The following is a 23844-nucleotide window of genomic DNA, read 5'->3' on the forward strand; positions in this document are numbered from 1 at the left end:
CGACATGACATCACCATCGGACTAAAAACCTAATAGCTGCCGGTAAGATTGAGTTTCTTGTTGTTGTGGCAATAGCCCTAATTTATCGGCTAACTGTTGGCATTCGACTTTAAGGCTATCCAGGGCCGTAGCATCATCAGTCATGATGGCTATTTCGGCAAAATCGCCAAGACCCGCCAAGCTATCAACCGTGACATGAAACTTCCCAATAAAGTAGATACTCCGTATTTTTTCCAGCATAAATGCTGGCTGATAGCCTAACGTCGCCAGCATGCTTTGAACCTTGGTTATATCCTCAATATTGCTGGCCTCACAGCGTTCAGTTCCCGGCCCTTTTACTATCCATAAACGAATACCTGACGGGTTCATCTCACGTAAAACCATACTGACCTGTTTAGCCGCTAAATCACCGCCGTTGGCTTCCAGATAGATATCTTTTTCATGATTATTGAGGGTAAATGGCAATGCTTGATGTAATGCTAGTTGTTCATGTAATTGGCTGATGTTCGATACATGGAACTTTAACTCAACTTCATATTTACCAATAAAATGCTCACTCATAAATGCCTTACTAATCAGTGTAATCATTAAACTCGATCCTATACCTCATCACGTAATGATCAAAATACTTATCAATATCCCAATGACTCAACCTAGCCTTGATACGCTGAATAGTTTTCTTATAAATCATTAATGTTAGTAATGTTTAAACGGCGGGAATGATGAAGGTTGAAGACAATTTAAGCACTAATAACGAGAGCTAGCTCACAAAGCAAACGATTCATCAGGAAACCCTTTCCTCCCTCATGTTTACTTCATGGCATCCGAAGAGCGGTTTGCTATCAGCCGATACGTGGATGAATGCTAACAAAAGTCAATGCCATTACAGGGAGCGGCACCAATGAATCAATCCAATGATGAAAAAAGGCAAACCTTGCTGAACCAGTTGCAGCAGATTGTGGGTGCGCGCTACTTGCTAACCGGCGAACGGCAGACAGAGCGTTATCGTACGGGTTTCCGCTCAGGAACAGGATCTGCTCTTGCGGTAGTGTTTCCTTCAACGTTATTACAGCAATGGCAGTTGCTACAAGCCTGTGTGGCCGCCGATACCATTGTTATCATGCAGGCAGCGAACACCGGGCTGACAGAAGGCTCAACCCCCAGTGGTAATGATTATGATCGACCCATTGTTATATTAAATACTTTGCGCCTCAATCAAATCCAGCTATTAAATGATGGAAAGCAGGTTATTGGTTTTCCTGGCAGTACGCTGAATCAATTGGAAATACGTCTGAAACCTTATGATCGTGAACCCCATTCGGTCATTGGGTCCTCTTGCATCGGTGCCTCGGTGGTGGGGGGCATTTGTAATAACTCAGGTGGGTCATTGGTTCAAAGAGGCCCTGCCTACACCGAAATGGCACTGTACGCACAGATTGATGCTCAGGGTGAGTTACAGTTAATCAATCATTTAGGGATTAATTTAGGCAATACGCCAGAAGAGATTTTGCAACGGCTGGAACGGGGTAAATATCGTGCCAGCGATATTGCACAAGGTACACAACAAGCCTCCGACCACGAATATGCTACGCGAGTAAGAGATATTGATGCGCCAACCCCTTCACGTTTCAATGCCGATCCAAGACGATTATTTGAAGCCTCGGGATGTGCCGGTAAATTGGCCGTATTTGCAGTACGGCTTGACACTTTTCCCAGTGAAAAACAACAGCAAGTCTTTTATATCGGCACCAATCAGACTCAGGTATTGACTGAATTACGCCGTGCAATTTTACGTGACTTTAAACATTTGCCCGTCGCTGGTGAATATATGCATCGCGATATTTTTGATATTGCTGAAGTGTACGGCAAAGATACCTTTGTCATGATAAATAGCATGGGTACCAATAATATGCCTCGTTTCTTTACCCTAAAGGGCAAAATTGATGCACGGCTTAGCAAAGTTCCTTTTTTAATCGACCATTTAACTGATCGAATAATGCAAGGCTTCAGCCAGGTACTGCCCAACCATTTACCTAAACGCCTCAAAACATATCGGAGTAAATATGAGCATCATTTGATGCTTAAAATGTCAGGTGCAGGTATTCCTGAAGCACAGCAGTTTTTGAAGGACTTTTTTGCGACGGCGGAAGGTAACTTCATTACCTGTACCGCTGATGAAGGCAAGAAAGCCTTTTTACACCGCTTTGCCGCAGCAGGTGCTGCTGTGCGCTATCACGCTGTTCACGCTGATAAAGTGGAGGATATTCTGGCTCTGGATATTGCGCTACCGCGCAATGAAGAACAATGGTTTGAGACCCTCCCGGCAGAAATAGACCAATGCCTGGTCGCCAAACTCTATTACGGCCATTTCTTGTGCCATGTCTTCCATCAGGACTATATTGTGAAAAAAGGTGTTGATACTCAGGCATTAAAACAAAAAATGCTGGCGCTGCTGAATGACAAAGGGGCGGAATATCCGGCTGAGCACAATGTGGGGCATCTCTATATAGCCAAACCTGCCTTAAAGGATTTTTACCAACAGATAGACCCAACCAACAGCTTTAATCCTGGGATTGGTAAAACCTCAAAACGTAAATCCTGGCAGAAAGAATAATATCACCCCGATACTGGGCTCCATATCAAGTCGAATTAGGCATTATCTGAATTCAAGTCCTCTATCTCCTGAATTCTGCCAAACAAACTATAGTCATAGTCTAGAGCCAACGAGGTTGGTGCGGCTAACAAATGTTAGTCGGTATTAATGCTAAGTCTGGGAGACAGAATGAAAATAATACTGTGGATTATCGCCATTATTTTTATTGTCGGGTTGTTGACGATTACTGGTGTGTTTAAATTGATTTTCTAATGATTATCAGAGAGATGTAAATATCCGCCAATTGCTTTAAGCAGAATTTGCAGCCCGTCTGCAAATTCTGCTATCTACTGACTGTGTTCTCTACCTATTCCGACACCTGAGCTAAACGCCCTTGCCCATCTTTTTGCTGACGATAGCTTTTGGCAGCCCCAGGGATCGGCGCGGCTTTACCGGTTTCCATCCAACTGCGTAGGCGGTTTGCATCGGCAAAATGCGTATATTTACCAAAGGCATCTAACACCACAAGAGCTACAGGACGATTGCCAATGACGGTCCGCATTGCCAAACAGTGCCCAGCTTGATTCGTAAAGCCGGTTTTAGTGAGCTGAATATTCCATTTATCGTTATAAACTAAATGGTTAGTGTTACGAAATGGCAGCGTATAATCAGGGTCACGGAAAGTTGCCATTTTCTCAGTGGTAGTGCTTAGTTGCCCAATCAGCGGGTATTGTTTGGTCGCCACCAGCAACTTGGTCAAATCATGCGCGGTCGAGACATTATCAATCGACAGACCTGTTGGCTCAACATAACGTGTTTTGGTCATTCCCAAAGATTTCGCTTTCGCATTCATTGCGTTAATAAATGCGTTATAGCCTCCGGGATAGTGATGCGCCAGACTCGCCGCAGCGCGGTTTTCCGATGACATTAATGCTAATAGCAGCATATCTTTGCGACTGATTTCACTGTTTACCCTAACCCGAGAAAATACCCCTTTCATTTCTTTAGTTTGATGAATATCTACTGAGATAATCTCATCCAGTGGCAATTTGGCATCCAACACCACCATTGCGGTCATCAGTTTGGTGATTGACGCAATGGGTACCACTTCATCAGCATTGTTAGCGTAAATCACTTTATTTGTTTGTAAATCAACCACCATCGCGCTGCCGGATGCCAGTTCCAAGGGCGTTTTCCCTTTAATTTCAGCCGTCCCACCACTGGCAGAGGCTAAAGGAACAACACTGATACCGGTAGATAAAAGCAAAAAACTTAATAGTGCAAAACGGATTTTCACATGCATGTTCGTCAGCTTAGATAGGTTGTCGGGAGTGATTGTGGTTGGTTTGGCGCATTATAAATTACAGTAATGCACGGCGCACCACACATTCTTCAAATGATTGTTACAAAGATTAAAGCTGCCTAATTGCTACTCACCGGTAAACACTTTTCAAAGAAAGGAACAAAGACTTATTGTGAGCATTATTTTGAAAGATAGTGATTGTTTATAAAATAAGCAAGCAGCCATCGTGGCTCAATTTAGGTCAGGATAATTCAATTTTGCTAAATTACGCGGGATGTGACGTTAATTGGCGGAAAGATTAGCGCTATAAATCTAAACAGATTATCAATAATGACAAAAAAAACGCTTGCTAGACTAATTATTACCCTATAATTGCCAACATAATTTTTAGATATACCCTAAATAATTCGAGTTGCAGGAAGTCGGCAAGCGAGAGACAAATCGGTCGGAAACCGATTTGAACAGCATTTATGCTGCCCGCAGGGTGAGGCTCATTAACCCCGATGAGCTTACATGAGTAAGTGATTCGGGTGATTGAACGTAGCCAATGCAGCTTGAAGTATGACGGATATAAAACTGATTCATAGGTATTTATATGGGAACAACAATCTTTGGTATTCTCTTTGGTGTATTTCTAATAGCGGCAGGTTTAGCGGATATTCATGATGAAAATCTAGCATCACTAACCTTCTGGGTTGACGCATTGCTGATTCTTGTTGGTGCAGTATTCCTATTGGGTATTGCAAAGTTTATCGGGCGTAAGAAGAAATAGCAGTGATATTTATCAGAAAAGGCCGCGCACGGCCTTTTCATTGTCAGCCTGTTATACCAAATCACTCATCACTAATTGTGCGATTTCAAAGTAAATAATCAGGCCGGTACCATCAATAAAGGTAGCAATAAAAGGTGCGGAGACCACCGCAGGATCAATTGACATCCGTTTTAATACCATCGGAATAATAGAAGAGACAATGGCACTCCACACGGTGATAGCAACAACAGTTAAGCTCACCACAATGGTGACTTCCATCCCTACGCCCAGGAACCAAGCGCGGATCCAGGCCGCCAGCCCAATCGTCGTTGCCACCATCAGAGAAGTAGAGACCTCTTTACGCAATACCGCCCCCACATTGCGCAGACTCACCTCCCCCAAAGCCATGGCCCGTACCAGAGTCGAGGTAATTTGCGTACCACTGTTACCACCGGTTCCAATCAGTAATGGAATAAAGAAAGCCAGCGCGATAGCGGCTTCCAATTGCTCTTCAAACGCTTTCAATACTGTTCCGGTATAAGCTTCTGCCACAAATAACAGTAATAACCATATAACGCGTTTACGCCATAATGTTATCGGACTAGTTTGCAAGTAAGGCTCGTCGAGAGGCAAACTGGCTCCTTGCCGTTGGGCATCCTCAGTATTTTCATCTTCGATCAATTCGGCAATATCTTTCGCCCGTAATACCCCCACTAATTTTCCGTGGCTTAATACCGGAACAATATCCAGGCCGCTTTTTGCCAGTAAACTTGCCGCCTCATGACGATCCTGCTCTGGAGATACCGAGAAATAACTCTGATTGATAATTTGAAATACTTTTATATCAGGCTGTTCTTCCGTCAGTAGATTTTTAACCGAGAGTAAGCCGACCAAATGCCGATTGCCATTTGTTACCAACAATTGCGTTGGTATTTCACTATCTGAGATATTCTGCAAGAAATAGGCTTTAGCCTCAGTGACTGACATATCAGCCGATACCGTAATATAAGTATCGCTCATATAGGCACCTAAGGTGGACTCTTTATCCTCGCCTTGATTGGATTGCTTTGGTATTGCTAAATCGAAATGTGAACTCATAAATGACCCTATTACTGTTATAAATTAACTAAACAGTCCTCACATAGGGGCGTAACCAGATTAGAGAGTGCTCAATGGCTATCTCCGTGTCTAAGTTTTAGCACTATACAACGTATCTGATTTCTCAGAAGTTACTTTGGGTTATACCTTAATCCGATATAACCTGTCCTAACCTTGGGCGTCTCTGGACGTCGTCAGATCAGTAACCTGTGTTTGTATAGGAGCCTCGCCTAACGAGATACTGCATTTAAAATGCAGGCACACTATAAACGCGATACTTAAAACAAATCAAAAGAATAACTATTCTTGTTTAAGCTATATTTAGGGTTAGGATTTATATGGCTAATATATAAGTAATAGAAAATTCATACCCGCAGAATAGCCAACGCAATATCTTTTGAGTTTTTTAACGCACGGATTTCACTGAATAAATCTGTTGCTTCAGCATATTCTTTACGTAAATAACCCAACCACTGTTTGATGCGGGCAACATGATACAGGCCGGTATCGCCCTGCTTTTCCAACTGCACATATTTTTGCAGCAGTTTTACCACTTCAGACCAAGCCATATGCGGTTCGTTATACTTCACCACCCGGCTCAGATTCGGTACATTTAATGCCCCGCGCCCTAGCATCACGGCATCACAGCCCGTCACCTTCATGCACTCCTGCGCGCTCTGGTAATCCCAGATCTCACCATTGGCAATCACGGGGATAGTCAGCCGCTGGCGTATTTCGCCAATCGCTTGCCAATTAATTCGTTCGGCTTGATAACCATCTTCTTTGGTGCGGCCATGTACTGCCAGTTCAGTCGCGCCCGCTTGTTGCACTGCGTCTGCGATTTCAAACTGACGAGCGCCAGAATCCCAGCCCAAACGAATTTTGACTGTGACTGGCAAATGCGCAGGCACGGCTTCACGCATCGCTTTGGCTCCCTGATAAATCAATTCAGGATCTTTCAGCAATGTGGCACCACCGCCACTGCCATTCACCAACTTTGAAGGACACCCACAATTGAGATCGACACCGTATGAGCCAAGTTCTACCGCGCGAGCCGCGTTTTCCGCCAGCCACTCGGGATATTGACCCAATAATTGAATACGAACTAAGGTGCCGGAGGGAGTACGGCTTTGATGATGTAATTCAGGGCAGAGACGATAGAAGGATTTTGCTGGCAAAAGTTGATCGACCACCCGTAAAAACTCAGTGATACAAAGGTCATAATCGTTCACTTCGCTGAGGAGTTCGCGCACCAGTGAATCTAATACCCCTTCCATCGGCGCCAATAATACCCGCATGCTAATTACCCTGATCCATTATCCGCACTCGCCCAGTATAAACGTAAAAAAGACCGGCAATGATACGGGGGAATTGAGGTGTAAAACAAGGAATAACCCAGCAGGAACGTCAATTCAGATGAAAAAAAACCGCCTCAAAGAAGCGGTTTGATCAGCGAAAGGGATTACCGCTTATTCGCCTGGTTTACTGCTACGGCCACGTGAAGAAGGGCCAGCCGGGCGACGTTGACCATCAGCCTGGCTACGTGGGCGACTGTTACGGCTATCGCCGCGACCGGCTGCACCACCACCATTCTGTGGACGGCCTGCGCTGCTACCACGCCCCATTCCTGGACGTTGTGCGCCACGGCCCTGGCGACCATTTTGAATCGGATCAGCTTTGATGCTTGGGTCCGGCTCATAGCCATCCAGCGCGATGCGCGGAATTTCACGCTTCAGTAAACGCTCAATATCACGCAACAGTTTATGCTCATCAACGCAAACCAGTGAAATCGCTTCACCTGTGCGTTCCGCGCGGCCCGTACGACCAATACGGTGCACGTAATCTTCTGGTACGTTAGGTAATTCATAGTTAACCACATGGGGTAACTGATCAATGTCCAGACCACGGGCAGCAATATCAGTGGCTACCAGAACCCGGATTTTACCGTCTTTAAAATCAGCCAATGCACGAGTACGCGCGCCCTGGCTCTTATTACCGTGAATTGCCGCGGAGGTAATGCCGTCTTTATTCAGTTGTTCAGCCAAATGGTTAGCACCATGCTTAGTGCGGTTAAACACCAACACTTGCTGCCAGTTGCCCTCACCAATCATCTGAGACAATAATTCACGTTTACGGTTTTTATCCACAAAATGAACACTTTGCGCAATTTGTTCAGAAGCTGTATTGCGGCGCGCTACTTCAACGGAAGCCGGGTTGTTCAACAGCTTGCTCGCCAGACCTTTAATTTCATCTGAGAAGGTGGCGGAGAACAGCAAGTTCTGGCGCTTAGAGGGCAGTTTGGCTAATACGCGACGGATATCGTGAATAAAGCCCATATCCAGCATGCGGTCAGCTTCGTCCAATACCAAAATTTCGATCTTGGACAAATCTACTGCGTTCTGATGTTCCAGATCCAGTAAACGGCCAGGCGTCGCGACTAAAATATCAACACCACCACGCAGTTTCATCATCTGGGGGTTAATGCTAACGCCGCCAAATACCACCAGCGAACGTAGCTTCAGATATTTACTGTAACTCTGTACGTTTTCGTCAATCTGCGCAGCCAGCTCACGGGTAGGCGTTAAGATCAACGCACGTACCGGGCGACGGCCTTTAATTGGCTGTTGATCCTGACTAAGCAGTTGCAGCAATGGCAAGGTGAAACCAGCGGTTTTACCGGTACCCGTTTGCGCACTGGCCATTAAATCACGGCCTTCCAGTACCACAGGGATTGCCTGACGTTGAATCGGTGTCGGCACAAGGTAGCCCTGCTCTTCAACAGCACGCAGGATGTCGGCGTTTAGGCCGAGAGAATCAAATGACATATTACAAGAAGCTCCAGATCTTCCCAATCCCAACGATATCGTCAGGTGCAGTTTCAAGGGAAGATTATCAGACGAGGCATGAATTGAGGCATTACCACGAGGATTGGCACAAACTGCAGTGCACCATTGCGGCTGATTGTAGCAGATCTTTAGCAAGAAAAGGGATATTTACACATTTCTTAAGATTTTTATTAGCGCAAACATCAAGAGAATTGATTTATTACTTGTCATTTATCCATCCCCGATCGCAAAAACCAGGCTTTTATCCGCGCTAACTTTACATATTCTTTGGGACGACCTAAAGTTAATCATATGATTGATTAATTGTTCGACTACCTCTTAGCATTTAACTAATTTCAATTTATTAAGTATGGTGACGATGTCTCATTCCACACCTCATTCCTTAATATTATCCACGCCCGTTACCAGTCGTGGTGAGCAAGCCCGCCAACAATTGATTCAGGCGGCTACCGAATTATTTGGTGAGTTAGGCCTGAAAGGGGCAACAACTCGGGATATCGCCCAACGGGCAGGACAGAACATTGCGGCCATCACCTACTATTTCAACTCTAAAGAAGGGTTGTATCTGGCGGTCGCGCAACAAATAGCGGATTTCATTCAGCAGACCTTCTCACCGCTGGCACAAGAGATTGACCAGTTTCTCCAACAACCGATTCACGCACAAATCGCCGAGCAACAGTTGCATTTTATTCGCCGTGGGTTACTGGAATTCAGCCATCTAATGACCCAGCCAGAAACGTTGAATATGAGCAAAATCATGGCGCGTGAGCAACTCTCCCCTAGCGATGCTTACCCACTGATTCATGTGCAGGCTATTGCGCCATTACACCAAAAACTCAATCTGCTGCTGGCCGCATTTATTGGTGCTGATGCCAGTGCAACCAAAACGATTCTTCATACCCATGCCTTGATTGGTGAAGTGTTGGCCTTTCGCATGGGGCGCGAGACTATCCGCCGCCAGGCCGGTTGGTTGGATATTGGTGAGGCTGAAAGTGAAATGATCAATCAGGTACTTATCGAACACATTGACCTGCTGCTTTACGGATTGCGGGACAAATCAGTACGGTGAGCGTATTGAAGGGGTCGTTATAAAATTGTAGCTATAGACATGGTCGATAGGGAGCATTATGAATCGCAAGAAGATTATAGTGGCCGTCGTTATTGTTGCCCTACTGGCGGCGATAGGTTATGGCTGGAACTACTACCGTCAACAACACGACGCATCATTGACGCTGTACGGCAATGTGGATATTCGCACAGTGAATTTAGGCTTTCGAGTCGGTGGTCGGCTGGCGTCTCTGGCTGTCGATGAAGGGGATAAAATCCAGCCAGGGGAAGTTCTGGGGAAACTGGATGACGGCCCTTATCTCAATGCACTCAAACAAGCGCAAGCCAATGTTCAAAGCGCGCAAGCACAGTTGGCTTTATTGAAGGCAGGATACCGTGACGAGGAGATAGCACAGGTAAAATCTGAAGTTGCTCAGCGAGAAGCGGCATTTGGCTATGCCGATAGCTTCCTAAAACGTCAACAAGGGTTGTGGGCAAGTAAAGCCACCTCGGCCAACGAGCTAGAGAATGCTCGAACTGCTCGTAATCAAGCACAGGCTAATCTGCAAGCCTCCAAAGATAAGCTCGCACAATATTTGAGTGGTAACCGGCCACAGGAAATTGCGCAAGCCGAAGCAAATCTGGCCCAAAGTGAAGCTGAACTGGCTCAAGCTCAACTCAACCTGCAAGACACTACCCTGCTCGCGCCATCAGCGGGTACCGTACTCACTCGCGCGGTTGAGCCGGGGACCATTTTATCCGCCAGTAACACCGTATTTACCCTGTCACTGACCGATCCGGTATGGGTACGGGCCTACGTCAGTGAGCCCCACTTGAATCAGGCCATTCCCGGTACCGAAGTCGACGTATTTACCGATGGCCGCCCGGACAAGCCATATCACGGCAAAATAGGTTTCGTATCACCCACGGCGGAATTTACCCCTAAAAGTGTCGAAACGCCTGAGCTGCGTACCGATCTGGTTTATCGCTTACGTATCATTATCACTGATCCCGATGAATCGTTACGACAAGGTATGCCCGTCACCGTTCGTTTCGCACAACCTTAAGGCGGCATGAGCTATGAATGGAATCCAGCATCTTATTACTTTGGAGGGTGTTGAAAAACGCTTCCCCGGACTGGATAACCCCGCCGTCGCCAGCCTGACGACAGAGATCCGCAGTGGTGCAGTCACTGGTTTGGTTGGGCCGGACGGGGCCGGTAAAACCACCCTACTCCGTATGCTCGCCGGATTACTCAAACCCAGTCAAGGCAAGATGACGGTGGTCGGGCTGGACCCGTTAGAAAACGATCGCCAGTTACATTCTATTCTCGGATATATGCCACAAAAGTTTGGTTTATATGAAGATCTCACGGTGATGGAGAACCTGACGCTGTATGCCGATCTACGCGGGGTTACCGGTGAGCTTCGCCGCCAAACATTTGAGCGCCTGCTGACGTTTACCGATTTAACCCGCTTTACTGACCGGCTGGCGGGAAAACTGTCCGGCGGGATGAAGCAAAAACTGGGCTTGGCCTGTACTCTGGTCGGTCAGCCCAAAGTACTGTTGCTCGATGAGCCGGGTGTCGGCGTTGACCCGATTTCACGCCGCGAGCTATGGCGCATGGTGCATGAGTTAGCGAGCGATGGCATGCTTATCCTGTGGAGCACATCATATCTGGATGAAGCAGAGCAATGCCGCGAAGTGTTGTTGCTAAATGAAGGGAAGTTGCTGTACAGCGGTGCACCTCAAAGCCTGACACAACGGATGAGTGGGCGCACAATTTTGCTGGCAGCGCAAACCGGGACCAACCGTAAACTGTTACAACATGCGCTGGCATTGCCCCAAGTGAGTGATGGGGTTATCCAGGGGAAGTATGTGCGGTTAATCCTCAAACCCGACGTGGATCACAGCCAACTATTGCCACTACTCAATCAACCGAATGCCGAGATAACTGAAGCAGAACCGCGCTTTGAGGATGCCTTTATCGACCTGTTGGGGGGCGGCCCCGCCAGTGAGTCCGCGTTGGCGAAGATCATGCCCAAAGTCGCAGGTAGCCATCAGGAGACCGTGATTGAAGCCCAAGAGTTAACCAAAAAATTTGGCGATTTTGCTGCTACCGATCATGTAAATTTTCAGGTCAAACGCGGTGAGATATTTGGTCTACTCGGTCCGAATGGGGCGGGTAAATCCACTACCTTTAAAATGATGTGCGGTTTGTTAGTCCCCAGCTCAGGCAAAGCATTGGTACTGGGAATGGATCTGAAAACCAGTTCAGGTAAAGCACGACAACATTTGGGCTATATGGCGCAGAAATTCTCGTTGTATGGCAATCTGACCGTTGAACAAAACCTGAAGTTTTTCTCCGGCGTTTATGGTCTGCAAGGCAAAACACAACGCGATAAAATAGCTGACATGACCTCAGCCTTTAACTTTACCCCAATCCTCAAACAAACCCCGGACTCACTGCCTCTGGGGTTTAAACAGCGTTTAGCATTGGCCTGCGCGTTAATGCATGAACCAGACATTCTGTTCCTGGATGAACCAACGTCCGGTGTCGACCCCCTCACCCGCCGTGAGTTTTGGTTGCATATCAATGGGATGGTAGATAAAGGTGTCACCGTCATGGTTACCACCCACTTTATGGATGAAGCGGAATACTGTGATCGTATCGGGCTGGTTTACCGTGGCAAAATTATCGCAGCCGGCACACCGGATGAGTTAAAACAACAGGTTGCCAGTGATAATAATCTTAATCCCTCCATGGAAGAGGCCTTTATTGGGCTGGTGCAGCGCTATGATCAGCAAAATGATAAGGAGCAACAGTCATGACCGAGCCACATCTATTGCCAGTGGATAAATCGTCGGTAAATGAGAGCGAAACTTATCAGGACACGGGGTTTTCCTGGCGTCGCCTACGGGCTTTATGCCGTAAAGAGACCCGGCAAATACTGCGTGACCCGAGCAGTGGATTGATCGCATTCGTCATCCCGCTGTTGCTGCTGTTTATCTTTGGCTATGGCATCAATCTGGACTCCAGCAAACTGCACGTCGGCATTTTAATGGAGCAACAGAGCAAACCGGCTCAGGATCTGGCTAACGCCTTCGCCAGTTCACCTTATATTTCACCGCAAATCAGTGATAATCGCCAGGCGCTAATTCAGGCGATGCAAGCCGGAAAAATTCGTGGGCTAATTGTGATCCCCAATGATTTTGCGCAGCAGCTTGCGCGCCCCGAAAGTAAAGCCCCCATTCAGGTGATTACTGATGGCAGTGAACCCAATACCGCCAACTTTGTGCAAGGCTACGCACAAGGGGTGTGGCAAATCTGGCAACAACAACAGGCACAAAACCTAGGGCAAAAAAACGATCCTCTGATTGAGATTCAGGTCCGTTATTGGTTTAACCCTGCCGCCATCAGCCGACATTTTATTATTCCCGGAGCCATTACCATTATTATGACGGTTATCGGCGCGATTCTAACCTCGCTGGTGATCGCCCGTGAATGGGAGCGCGGAACCATGGAAGCGCTGCTGTCGACCCAGGTCACGCGCAGCGAGTTGCTGTTGTCGAAACTGATCCCCTATTACGTCCTGGGCATGATAGCCATGACACTCTGCATGGCGGTGTCGGTATTTATCCTTGATGTGCCTTTCCGTGGCTCATTGTGGATACTATTTGTTATGACCAGCCTATTTTTGGCCAGCACTCTGGGTATGGGATTGCTAATTTCGACCATTACCCGCAATCAATTTAACGCCGCAATGGTGGCCTTGAATGCCGCATTCCTGCCGGCTGTGATGCTGTCTGGCTTCATTTTCGAAATTGACAGCATGCCCGCTATCGTGCGCGCCGTAACCTATATCATTCCGGCCCGTTATTTTGTCAGCAGTCTGCAAACCCTGTTTCTGGCGGGGAATATCGGCACCGTGCTGGTGATTAACCTGTTGTTCCTGGTCGCCTCAGCAGCCGTATTTATCGGCCTGACGGCATGGAAAACTAATCGTCGATTAGATTAGGCGCCGATTAGATTAAAGGAAGGAAGCAAGATATGTTTCACCGCCTCTACACATTGATTATCAAAGAGTTGCAGTCACTGCTGCGGGAACCACAGACACGTGCAATATTAATTATGCCGGTCATATTACAAGTCATTTTGTTCCCATTCGCCGCTACATTGGAAGTGACCAATGCCACCATTGCTATTTATAGCGAAGACAGCGGGAAAGCATCTGTAGAGCTGACCCAACGCTTTGCCAAAGCAGAGGCTTTTTCTCATGTCTTACTGCTCCACAGCCCGCAAGAAATTCAGCCAGTGATTGATAACCAGCGAGCACTGCTTTTGATTCGTTTCCCAGAGCAATTCAGTGCTGACCTGGCTAATGGCAAAACCACTCAGTTGCAATTATTGCTGGATGGGCGTAACTCCAACAGCGCGCAAATTGCCGCCAATTACATTCAGCAAATCGTACAAAATTATCAATTAGAATTAACCCAAGGCCAGATAAAGCCCAACAACAGCGAGTTGGTCATCCGCAATTGGTATAACCCGAATCTGAACTACAAATGGTTCGTAGTGCCATCATTGATTGCGATGATTACGACTATCGGGGTGCTTATTGTGACATCACTGTCGGTGGCTCGTGAGCGGGAGCAAGGGACACTCGAGCAGTTGTTAGTTTCACCGCTAACCACCTGGCAGATTTTTATTGGTAAAGCTGTCCCGGCACTGATTGTCGCGACTTTCCAGGCAAGTATCGTCTTGTTTATCGGTATCTTTTTTTACCAAATTCCGTTTGCTGGTTCGTTGGCACTGTTTTATGGCACCATGCTGCTCTACGGCTTGTCGCTCGTTGGCTTCGGTTTGCTGATTTCCTCGTTATGTTCCACTCAGCAGCAAGCTTTTATTGGCGTGTTTGTTTTTATGATGCCCGCTATCTTGCTGTCCGGTTATGTCTCGCCGGTCGAGAATATGCCTATCTGGCTGCAAAATATTACGTGGATCAACCCTATCCGCCACTTTACAGATATCACCAAACAGATTTACCTCAAGGATGCCAGTTTCGATATTATCTGGCACAGTTTGTGGCCGTTACTCGTGATAACCGCCACCACGGGGAGTGCCGCCTATGGGATGTTTAGGCGGAAAATCGCATAGCGACATTAAACGGTAGCAAGACTTACCTGCATTCACCAAAAAGCAAAAAGGACACCACAGGGGTGTCCTTTAAAATTTTGATCAACTTATACAACGAGCAAGTTTGCCACATCGCAACTTTGAATCAGCCAGCTTAAGCTGAGTTTGATTCAGTGGCGAGACCAAAAAATTGACCGACGCCCGCAGCGCAGAAAGCGCAGTTGACATCGGTCAATGAGCATTTCGAGCAGCGTACGGCGAGCAAGTTTGCCGCGTCGCAGCCCTGAATCAGCCAGCTTAACGGCGGTTGCCGAAAATCCGCAGTAACATCAAGAACAAGTTAATGAAATCAAGATACAGCGTCAAAGCACCCACGATGGAATACTTGCGGAAGTTATCTTTATCATTGGCATCCAACTGTGAGCCCATGTTTTTCAACTTCTGGGTATCATAAGCAGTCAAACCAACAAACACTAACACCCCGATGTAGGTCACTGCCCACATTAGCGCCGTGCTTTTCAGCCAGATGTTAACAATCGATGCCAACACGATACCGATCAGGCCCATAAACAGCATGCTGCCCATACCACTCAAATCACGCTTGGTGGTATAGCCGTAGAAACTCATGGCACCAAACATACCGGCAGCAATCAAGAATGTGCTGGCGATAGAAGAGCTGGTGTACATGATGAAAATGCTGGATATCGTCAAGCCGGTTAATGCGGAATAGAGCATAAACAGCGAGGTAGCCATCGAGCCACTCAGGCGGTTAACCATGCCAGAAATAACAAATACCAGACCTAACTGAACAATAATCAGCCCGAAAAAAGTGATCTGACTGGAAAATATAAAGTTGAGTATCGCAGGGGTATTCGCTGCGTACCAAGCGACAACCGCCGTTAATAACAGACCACAGGTCATCCAGCCGTATACCTGCGCCATGTATGCCTGAATGCCTGTGTTGGCACGTTCGACAATCGAACCATTAGAGCGTGGATAGCGATCCATGGTAGTTACCTTATGCATATAAATAATGATACAGGCCATCTAAATTGACAGCCCACCGACTTTTTAAGGGTACCACAGAAGTACAGTCAACAAGGGAGTAAAAATAGACATTTAGCAGTGATCTTTACACTGGTTTACGCTCAATTTACCAACGCCTGGCCGCCTGATGATCACTGTCGCGTGATTCAACCCAACGTTCGCCATCCGTTGTGGCTTCCCGTTTCCAAAATGGTGCCTTTGTTTTCAGGTAATCCATTATAAATTCAGCCGCATCAAACGCCATACTGCGATGGGTACTGGTCACCCCGACAAAGACGATTTCATCGCCGGGGAACAGTGGCCCTACCCGATGAATAACGCTAACACGCTGTAAAGGCCAACGGCTGCGGGCGTCATCAATAATCTCAGCTAACGCCTTTTCTGTCATGCCTGGGTAATGTTCCAGCGTCAGTGCACTGACGCTATCACCCAGGTTGTGATTACGGACTTTGCCGGTAAAGGTCACCACCGCGCCATCTTCATCACACTGTGACAACCAGTGATACTCATCACCCACACTGAAGGTCTCAGTGCCCACACGAATACGGGTATGCTCCATTATCAACCTCCGGTCACCGGCGGGAAGAACGCCACTTCATCACCCGCCACCAGCGGATGGTGAACATTGACCAGTGATTGATTCACTGCAGTCAGTAATTTGCCTTCTTCAAGGGCTAATTGCCAGCGTTCGCCCCGTTGGCACAGGGATTGGCGCAGTGCCTCGACAGTGGGAAATTCCGCCGCCAATTGCAGGCTGTCGGTTCCGACCAGTTCACGCACCTGAGCAAAAAAGAGAATCTGAATCATGGGGTCACCTTAAAATCACCGGATTTCCCGCCACTTTTTGCTAACAGGCGCACCGGGCCAATTATCATGTCTTTTTGTACCGCTTTGCACATATCGTAAATTGTCAGGGCGGCAACGGAAGCTGCCGTCAGCGCTTCCATTTCCACGCCGGTTTTACCGGTCAGGCGGCAGCAAGTTTCGATACGCACACGGTTGTGTTCTGGTTGTGCTTCCAGTTGAACTTCAACTTTGGTCAGCAACAGTGGGTGGCACAGTGGGATCAATTCCCAGGTTTTTTTAGCCGCCTGAATCCCGGCAATACGCGCAGTGGCAAAGACATCACCTTTGTGGTGGCTGCCCTCGATAATCATCGCCAACGTCGCGGCCTGCATTTCAACAAAAGCCTCTGCCCGTGCTTCGCGCACAGTTTCTGCTTTAGTGGAAACATCCACCATATGGGCTTCGCCTGCGGCGTTAATGTGAGTTAGTTGGGTCATATATTCTCTTCTGTTCTTAACGTTGCCCGCTATCAACCGCCAATAAACGATAAATTCTGGGTAATACCGCTGTTGCCCTGATGCAGAAAATGGGTCTGTTTCTTGGTTTGCAATGCACTCTGGATGCGTGCCATTAACTCATCTTGCTGGTCATCGCTGCCCAGTAAGTCACGTAGCGTAATACCTTGCTCGCCAAATAAGCATAAATGCAGATTTCCCAGCGCTGAAACACGCAAGCGGTTACAACTGGCGCAGAAGTCTTTCTCATACGGCATAATCAGCCCGACCTCTCCCAGATAATCCGGATGATAAAACACCTGCGCCGGGCCATCACTGCGCGCCCGCGCTTGCTGTTGCCAACCTTGTTGGAGTAATTGCTGGCGGATGACACCACCGGAGACATGATGCTGACGAAACAGCTTCCCCCCCTCGCCGGTTTCCATTAATTCGATAAACCGCAGTTGAATCGGTCGCGATTTTATCCAACTGAGGAAGGCATTCAGATTGCGATCATTGACATCACGCATCAGTACGGCATTGATTTTGACTTTCTCAAAACCAGCATCGAAGGCAGCATCAATGCCTTGCATGACCTGATGAAATTTATCCTGCCCGGTTATGGCATGAAATTGTCGCGGGTCAAGGCTATCGACACTGACGTTAATGGCTGTCAATCCAGCCTCCCGCCATTGGGCGGCGTCACGGGCTAAACGGTAGCCATTGGTGGTGACTGCCAGTGTGCGGATCGCCGGATTTTGTTTGATAGTCGCGATGATATCGGTGAAGTCGCGCCGCATAGAAGGTTCGCCGCCCGTCAGACGAATTTTTTCTGTTCCCAACAGAGCAAAGGCGCGGCTGACGCGGCTTATCTCGTCCAGACTCAGAAAGCTTTTTAATCCGTCGGGGCGATAGCCATCCGGCAAGCAATAGGTGCAACGGAAATTGCACACATCGGTGATTGATAGGCGCAAATAATAGAACTTGCGCGCAAATGCGTCAGTGAGTTGTACCATAACACCTTTCCAAATACGGGAGATGCAGGCATTTCTACCTCGCACCCTGGTGGCTTAAAGCCACGGCCAGAGCATCATATTGTTCGCGAACGAGACAACGTAGACGCCAAGGCTAGGAGTTTATGTTCAGTGACAGTTTACCTACTGCCCACCGAACCATGGTTTAAAAAGTAAAGCGCTTAGTGGCAGATGAGTCGCTAAAAACCCTACTTTTCCTAGAGATTCTAACGCTAAAACGGCAGGATAGCCAATGGCTGTTTTTCGTTATATATTTTTATATACAACGACTTATCTAACAAAACTCACTGTTATTCAGTCTATTGTAATCCGTTGCTAATACTTTGTTTAAAATCACTAAAACAATGGCTTTTATCGCGTTTTCGCGGCAAATCCGTTAACTTATGCAGCAATTTCACCCTTAGCTACGCTATTAGAGCCAGGCAACAATATTTAGACAGGAAAAATATGCGAAATCGCACATTAGCGGATCTCGATCGAGTGGTTGCTTTAGGGGGAGGCCATGGCCTGGGGCGCGTGATGTCAGCCCTTTCGCCACTGGGTTCACGCCTGACAGGTATTGTTACCACCACCGATAATGGCGGCTCGACTGGCCGCATTCGCCGTTCAGAAGGAGGGATTGCCTGGGGTGATACCCGCAATTGCCTTAATCAGTTGATCACTGAGCCGAGTGTGGCTTCGGCAATGTTTGAATACCGTTTTAGCGGTAATGGCGAACTCTCGGGCCATAATCTGGGCAATTTAATGCTCAAAGCGTTAGACCATCTCAGCATCAGACCTATCGAGGCAATCAATCTGGTACGTAGCTTGCTGAAGGTTGAGGCATGGCTCATCCCAATGTCTGAGCAGCCGGTCGATCTGCTGGCCATCGATCATGAAGGGCACCCCGTTTATGGTGAGGTGAATATCGACCAACTGGCAAAAATGCCACAAGAGATGTTGTTGTCACCGCACGTTCACGCCACGCGGGAAGCCGTGGAAGCAATTAGCCAGGCCGATGTTATTTTGATTGGGCCAGGTAGTTTCTTAACCAGTCTGATGCCCTTGTTACTGCTAGATGACTTAACTCAGGCCTTACGACGCAGCTCTGCCAGTATGATTTATATCGGTAATCTGGGGCGTGAACTCAGTGTGGCGGCGGCCGCGCTATCGTTGCAAGAAAAACTGGCGATAATGGAAAGCAAGATTGGCCGCAAAATTATTGATGCGGCAATTGTCAGTCCACAAATTGATATCAGTGGTGTAACAGACAGGATTATTATCCAGCAGCCACTGGAAGCAAAAGATATCCCTTACCGCCATGACCGTGAGCTACTGCGCCAGGCACTGGAAAACACCCTGCAACAGCTCGGTGGGGCAAACTAGCTAAGAGGCTTAGCTTGAGTTTGAGCTTGCAACCTTGCGCTGTCATTCATATGGATATACAGCGCCTCCACTTTAGTTCTAGCCCATGGTGTACGGCGTAAAAACTTCAGGCTGGATTTAATGCTGGGATCGCTGATGAAACAGTTGATATTGATACGGTATGCCAACTCCTCCCAGCCATAATGCTCAACCAGTTTGGTCAGCAGTTGTTCAAGGGTAATACCGTGTAATGGATCTTTCGACAAGTGATCACTCATTATTTATCTCGCACTTTTACTCTCCGACTTGGGGCTGCTGAATTGTGGGTTTGCCACCAACCTGCAACGCCAGGTTATTTGAGTCTATCTAGGTGATGATTTTATTAGTCGCACACCTTAATCAGGATAGGTTGATGCGACAAGCATAAATTCCCGATTTGTCGCACCATTGCTTACCGCCCACATAATGCAGGGCTGATGAGCATCAAGATATCGCGATAAATTGCTGGCGCAACTGATGGACTTGATCACGCAGTTCTGCTGCCTGCTCAAACTCCAGATTTTGCGCGTGGGTGTACATTTTAGACTCCAACTCACGGATTTTCTGATCAAGCGCTTTTGGTGGCAAGGCGTGATAATTATTGGGATCGGCCACTTTGCCGCCCCGCCCTTTCCCTTTACCACGGGAAGAGGGTTGGCCCAATTGCAGAATATCGCCAATCTTCTTGTTCAACCCTTGCGGAATGATGCCACGTTCTTCGTTGTAAGCTTGCTGTTTGACACGGCGCCGTTCCGTTTCACCAATAGCCTTTTCCATTGAGGCGGTAATTCTGTCGCCATACAGTATTGCTTTACCATTAAGGTTACGCGCCGCACGGCCAATGGTCTGGATTAAAGAGCGTTCAGAACGCAGGAAACCTTCTTTATCAGCATCAAGAATTGCGACCAGAGAAACCTCTGGCATATCCAAACCTTCGCGCAGTAAGTTGATTCCCACCAATACATCAAACTCACCCAAACGCAGATCACGAATGATCTCTACCCGTTCAACGGTATCAATATCCGAATGCAGGTAACGAACACGGGCGCCATGCTCTCCAAGATACTCGGTCAGGTCTTCAGCCATACGTTTGGTCAGCGTGGTCACCAGCACCCGCTCGTTAATCGCTGCACGAATACGGATCTCTGACAGCAAGTCATCAACCTGTGTGGCTACCGGCCGTACTTCAATTAATGGGTCGAGCAGGCCCGTCGGCCGCACGACCTGATCGATGATATCGCCACCGGATTTCTCCAGCTCATATTTACCTGGAGTTGCTGAAACATAAATAGTTTGTGGTGCCAGTGCTTCAAACTCTTCAAACCGCATTGGCCGGTTATCCAGTGCCGATGGCAGCCGGAAACCATATTCCACCAATGTTTCTTTGCGTGAGCGGTCACCTTTGTACATCCCGCCGATTTGCGGAATAGTGACGTGGGATTCATCAACCACCAACAGACCGTCAGCCGGTAGATAGTCAAATAGCGTCGGTGGTGCTTCGCCTGGACCACGGCCCGAAAGGTAGCGGGAATAGTTTTCAATACCGGAGCAATAGCCCAGCTCATTCATCATTTCAAGGTCAAACTGGGTCCGCTGGCTAATACGTTGCTCTTCCAACAACTTATTATTGGCTAATAGCACCTGACGGCGGTCGGCCAATTCGACTTTGATCTCTTCCATGGCCTGCAAAATACGCTCGCGCGGGGTAACGTAGTGCGTTTTAGGATAGACCGTAAAGCGCGGTACTTCATGCTGTAACTGGCCTGTCAATGGATCAAAGATGGACAACCGTTCGACCTCTTCATCGAACAACTCTACCCGCAACGCCCATTCATCAGATTCTGCGGGGAAGATGTCGATAACTTCACCACGCACCCGGAAGGTACCGCGCTGGAATACCTGATCATTACGGCTGTACTGCAATTCGGATAAGCGACGCAAAATAGAGCGCTGATCGATGATCATACCCTTAGTCAGATGCAGCATCATTTTCAGGTATAAATCAGGATCACCCAGACCATAAATCGCAGAAACCGACGCCACCACGATAACATCACGCCTTTCCAGCAGTGCTTTGGTCGCAGATAGCCGCATTTGCTCGATATGCTCATTTACCGAGGCATCTTTTTCAATAAACGTATCAGAGCTTGGGACATAGGCTTCAGGCTGGTAGTAGTCATAGTAGGAGACGAAATACTCTACCGCGTTATCGGGAAAGAACTCTTTCATCTCACCATAAAGCTGTGCTGCCAATGTCTTATTGGGTGCCAGCACCATGGTTGGGCGATTCAAATCAGCAATAACATTGGCTATCGTAAAGGTTTTACCCGATCCCGTTACCCCCAACAGTGTCTGATGAGCCAGACCATTCTCTAGCCCTTCTTCCAGTTTACGGATGGCCTCAGGCTGGTCGCCTGCTGGCTTAAACTCAGAATGTAGTTTGAATAATTTACTCATGAATTTGCTACCCACTGGAGAAACACACACTATCAGGAGGCTAATTATGAAAGCCCCATAGAATTTTGCCACCTCTATGATACTGGATATAAAACCAGCTTCAAGCACCAAAATGTAGGAATGTCTTTCACCAGGAGATTGTTTGCCTCGTTACAGTGACATCTAAACGACAGCTGCACTGTAAAAGCGTTTTTATCCCCAACTGTTAACATAAACACATTAGTGATAACTAATCGATTAAAGATCACTCATCATCTCCAGTTATGATTTTTCAGCGCTTGATTTTAAATAACCCATTGAAAGTAAAATAAATTATTAAAAAGTAGAGAATGCGGACAACAGGAGCGCAAGCCGCGCCCGCTCTCGCTTGCCATCAGTTTTCTATGGCTAATGCACAAGGTTATCCACAGGAATGGTGGATAACTCATTCAACCCCACAGCGGCTGGGAGTTGGCGAAAAGCAAAGCTTGGGGGATAAATGGGGACTAACTGGCTTTTTTAGTGTTTTTTTTACATTTTTATTTCACCGCATATTTCAATTAGTGCTAACTATGTAGCTTGCTAATTCTATAATTTTCACTAGTTAACACCTGTATCTAATGACCTCTGACCTCTCTCTTTTTCTACTGCACCATTTTCTCCACCAAAGCACCGCTTAAGTGCAAGCTAGCCATCACTCTACGCTCGCCCCCCGCCAGGCTGAGCTATTTTTACCCCACGTTGTGCGTTAAAACCATTTACAGCCTGTTAACAAACAGATTTTACTCTCTGTATAGCAACTTGGCCCAAGAGTTGCTTTATATCTCTGTGAAACGGAGAGATTAAAGGGGAAATGGTCTAAAGCGGTGCAACGCATTAATAGACTAAAAATCATCCTATCGCAGGGTGATTAAGGATAAAAATAGCCTATTGATGCCATTTAATGCCGCAATTCGCCCATTTCACCTCAATTTACACCGACAACCACCCGTTAGAAGTGTGGTGTTTTATGCTGTACTGCCGCTACCAAGTATGCAGATTTGCTGGTTAATCCTTCACTAGCCGTTACAGAACACCGGGCCACCTGTGAACTACTGAGATCGACTGAGGAGAAGCACTGATGCTGAGTTTAACCGCTGTGAATCAATACTATGGACAGAATCATATCCTTTGGGATATTAATCTCGAGATCCCCCGTGGGCAGTGTACCTGCCTGATTGGCCGTAATGGCGTAGGAAAAACGACGTTAATTAATTGCATCATGGGGCATCTGCCAATTAAGAGTGGCACCATGACCTGGCAACCTAATCATGAACCGCCGCAGAATTTGCTACAGCAGCCGGTTGAGGGGCGTACTGCTCTGGGTATTGGCTATGTACCACAAGGGCAGCAGATCTTCTCTCAACTGAGTGTAGAGGAGAATATGCTGATAGCCGTGCTGGCGGGCCGCCATAAGTCGCGCCAAATTCCGGGCTGGATTTTTGATATATTCCCGCAACTGTATGACAAACGCACCCAACGTGGTGGGGAGCTAACCCGTAATCAACAACAGCAGTTGGCCATTGCCAGAGCACTGGTGACAGAGCCAGAACTGTTGATTCTTGATGAACCGGGGAGTGGTATTTTACCGCCGTTGACTGAGGATATTGGCAATATCCTACATCAGCTCAGTCGTAGCCTGGGTTTGACGGTACTTTTGGTTGAACACCGTTTACCCTTTATTCAGCATGTGGCAGATCGATTCTGTTTGATGGCCGATGGCCGAAATGTGGCACAAGGAACATTGGCTCAATTGGATGAAGAGATGATTATTACGCATTTGGCCAGTTAATATGGCGCAGAGTGGTTTCTCCCTCATGCAAACTAAAGCCGATGATAGCGGCCATACT

General features: G+C 47.4%; 21 protein-coding genes, 1 pseudogene and 1 riboswitch. Of the genes and pseudogenes, 9 read left to right on the top strand and 13 right to left on the bottom strand.

Features of this window, described 5'->3' with window-relative positions:
* Positions 1–21: 21 nt before the first annotated feature.
* Positions 22–561 (bottom strand): CYTH domain-containing protein, encoded by a 540-nt coding sequence (locus A6J66_009455; GenBank protein ID PNM26964.1) that lies wholly within the window; start codon positions 559–561, stop codon positions 22–24.
* A gap of 340 nt (positions 562–901) precedes the next feature.
* On the opposite strand from A6J66_009455, the gene A6J66_009460 reads away from it, so the two are divergent.
* Entirely contained in the window at positions 902–2614 is a 1713-nt protein-coding gene (locus A6J66_009460; GenBank protein PNM24396.1) for a D-lactate dehydrogenase, read from the top strand.
* 346 nt (positions 2615–2960) lie between these two features.
* On the opposite strand, the gene A6J66_009465 is transcribed toward A6J66_009460, so the two are convergent.
* Together A6J66_009465 and A6J66_009470 are read right to left on the bottom strand one after the other, a co-directional pair.
* On the bottom strand, positions 2961–3896 hold the full coding sequence (locus A6J66_009465; protein PNM24397.1) for a D-alanyl-D-alanine endopeptidase: 936 nt from the start codon (positions 3894–3896) through the stop codon (positions 2961–2963).
* Positions 3897–4286: 390 nt separating this feature from the next.
* Positions 4287–4481 (bottom strand): annotated as a pseudogene (locus A6J66_009470) (hypothetical protein).
* Between the two features lie 10 nt (positions 4482–4491).
* Here A6J66_009470 and A6J66_009475 point away from each other — a divergent pair.
* On the top strand, positions 4492–4668 hold the full coding sequence (locus A6J66_009475) for a hypothetical protein (GenBank protein PNM24398.1): 177 nt from the start codon (positions 4492–4494) through the stop codon (positions 4666–4668).
* A 51-nt stretch (positions 4669–4719) separates the two neighbouring features.
* Here A6J66_009475 and mgtE read toward each other — a convergent pair whose 3' ends face one another.
* The 3 genes from mgtE to A6J66_009490 form a co-directional block, all read right to left on the bottom strand.
* Entirely contained in the window at positions 4720–5745 is a 1026-nt protein-coding gene (mgtE, locus tag A6J66_009480) for a magnesium transporter (protein PNM24399.1), read from the bottom strand.
* A 365-nt stretch (positions 5746–6110) separates the two neighbouring features.
* Positions 6111–7043, bottom strand: a complete 933-nt coding sequence (locus tag A6J66_009485) for a tRNA dihydrouridine(16) synthase DusC (protein PNM24400.1) — start codon at positions 7041–7043, stop codon at positions 6111–6113.
* Positions 7044–7214: 171 nt separating this feature from the next.
* Positions 7215–8570: an ATP-dependent RNA helicase RhlE gene (locus tag A6J66_009490; GenBank protein ID PNM24401.1), complete on the bottom strand. Its 1356-nt coding sequence runs from the start codon at positions 8568–8570 to the stop codon at positions 7215–7217.
* A gap of 379 nt (positions 8571–8949) precedes the next feature.
* Here A6J66_009490 and A6J66_009495 point away from each other — a divergent pair, with 379 nt between their 5' ends.
* From A6J66_009495 to A6J66_009515, 5 genes are read left to right on the top strand one after another with little or no spacing between them, the layout of a single operon-like run.
* Positions 8950–9660, top strand: a complete 711-nt coding sequence (locus A6J66_009495) for a transcriptional regulator (GenBank protein ID PNM24402.1) — start codon at positions 8950–8952, stop codon at positions 9658–9660.
* A gap of 58 nt (positions 9661–9718) precedes the next feature.
* Entirely contained in the window at positions 9719–10705 is a 987-nt protein-coding gene (locus A6J66_009500; protein PNM24403.1) for a secretion protein HlyD, read from the top strand.
* A 13-nt stretch (positions 10706–10718) separates the two neighbouring features.
* The gene (locus A6J66_009505; GenBank protein ID PNM24404.1) at positions 10719–12470 is read left to right on the top strand and encodes an ABC transporter ATP-binding protein; all 1752 of its coding nucleotides are present in this window, start codon (positions 10719–10721) and stop codon (positions 12468–12470) included.
* Positions 12467–13657, top strand: a complete 1191-nt coding sequence (locus A6J66_009510) for an ABC transporter permease (GenBank protein PNM24405.1) — start codon at positions 12467–12469, stop codon at positions 13655–13657. The genes A6J66_009505 and A6J66_009510 overlap by 4 nt, the downstream gene beginning before the upstream one ends.
* Positions 13658–13689: 32 nt before the next feature.
* Positions 13690–14796 (top strand): ABC transporter permease, encoded by a 1107-nt coding sequence (locus A6J66_009515; protein ID PNM24406.1) that lies wholly within the window; start codon positions 13690–13692, stop codon positions 14794–14796.
* 276 nt (positions 14797–15072) lie between these two features.
* Here the strand turns inward: A6J66_009515 and A6J66_009520 are convergent, their stop codons facing one another.
* From A6J66_009520 to A6J66_009540, 5 genes are all read right to left on the bottom strand, one after another.
* Entirely contained in the window at positions 15073–15783 is a 711-nt protein-coding gene (locus A6J66_009520) for a BAX inhibitor (BI)-1/YccA family protein (GenBank protein ID PNM24407.1), read from the bottom strand.
* Between the two features lie 145 nt (positions 15784–15928).
* A complete protein-coding gene (locus tag A6J66_009525; protein PNM26965.1) occupies positions 15929–16384 on the bottom strand; it encodes a molybdopterin synthase catalytic subunit MoaE in 456 nt (151 codons plus the stop codon).
* Positions 16384–16629: a molybdopterin synthase sulfur carrier subunit gene (moaD, locus tag A6J66_009530; GenBank protein PNM24408.1), complete on the bottom strand. Its 246-nt coding sequence runs from the start codon at positions 16627–16629 to the stop codon at positions 16384–16386. The genes A6J66_009525 and moaD overlap by 1 nt, the downstream gene beginning before the upstream one ends.
* A complete protein-coding gene (moaC, locus tag A6J66_009535; protein PNM24409.1) occupies positions 16626–17105 on the bottom strand; it encodes a cyclic pyranopterin monophosphate synthase MoaC in 480 nt (159 codons plus the stop codon). The genes moaD and moaC overlap by 4 nt, the downstream gene beginning before the upstream one ends.
* A 32-nt stretch (positions 17106–17137) precedes the next feature.
* Positions 17138–18118, bottom strand: coding sequence for a GTP 3',8-cyclase MoaA (locus tag A6J66_009540; protein ID PNM24410.1), 981 nt, complete (start codon positions 18116–18118; stop codon positions 17138–17140).
* Positions 18105–18249, bottom strand: a riboswitch (molybdenum cofactor riboswitch). (Overlaps the previous gene by 14 nt.)
* A gap of 334 nt (positions 18250–18583) precedes the next feature.
* Here A6J66_009540 and A6J66_009545 point away from each other — a divergent pair.
* Positions 18584–19501, top strand: coding sequence for a hypothetical protein (locus A6J66_009545; protein PNM24411.1), 918 nt, complete (start codon positions 18584–18586; stop codon positions 19499–19501).
* Here the strand turns inward: A6J66_009545 and A6J66_009550 are convergent.
* Entirely contained in the window at positions 19498–19758 is a 261-nt protein-coding gene (locus A6J66_009550; GenBank protein ID PNM24412.1) for a DUF2132 domain-containing protein, read from the bottom strand. The genes A6J66_009545 and A6J66_009550 overlap by 4 nt on opposite strands.
* 205 nt (positions 19759–19963) lie before the next feature.
* Positions 19964–21976, bottom strand: coding sequence for an excinuclease ABC subunit B (locus A6J66_009555; GenBank protein ID PNM24413.1), 2013 nt, complete (start codon positions 21974–21976; stop codon positions 19964–19966).
* A gap of 1099 nt (positions 21977–23075) precedes the next feature.
* Between A6J66_009555 and A6J66_009560 the strand changes: the two genes are divergently transcribed.
* Positions 23076–23786, top strand: coding sequence for an ABC transporter ATP-binding protein (locus tag A6J66_009560; protein PNM24414.1), 711 nt, complete (start codon positions 23076–23078; stop codon positions 23784–23786).
* Positions 23787–23844: the final 58 nt, after the last annotated feature.

It is taken from the genome of Yersinia enterocolitica (assembly GCA_002082245.2).
GTDB lineage: Bacteria > Pseudomonadota > Gammaproteobacteria > Enterobacterales > Enterobacteriaceae > Yersinia > Yersinia enterocolitica_E.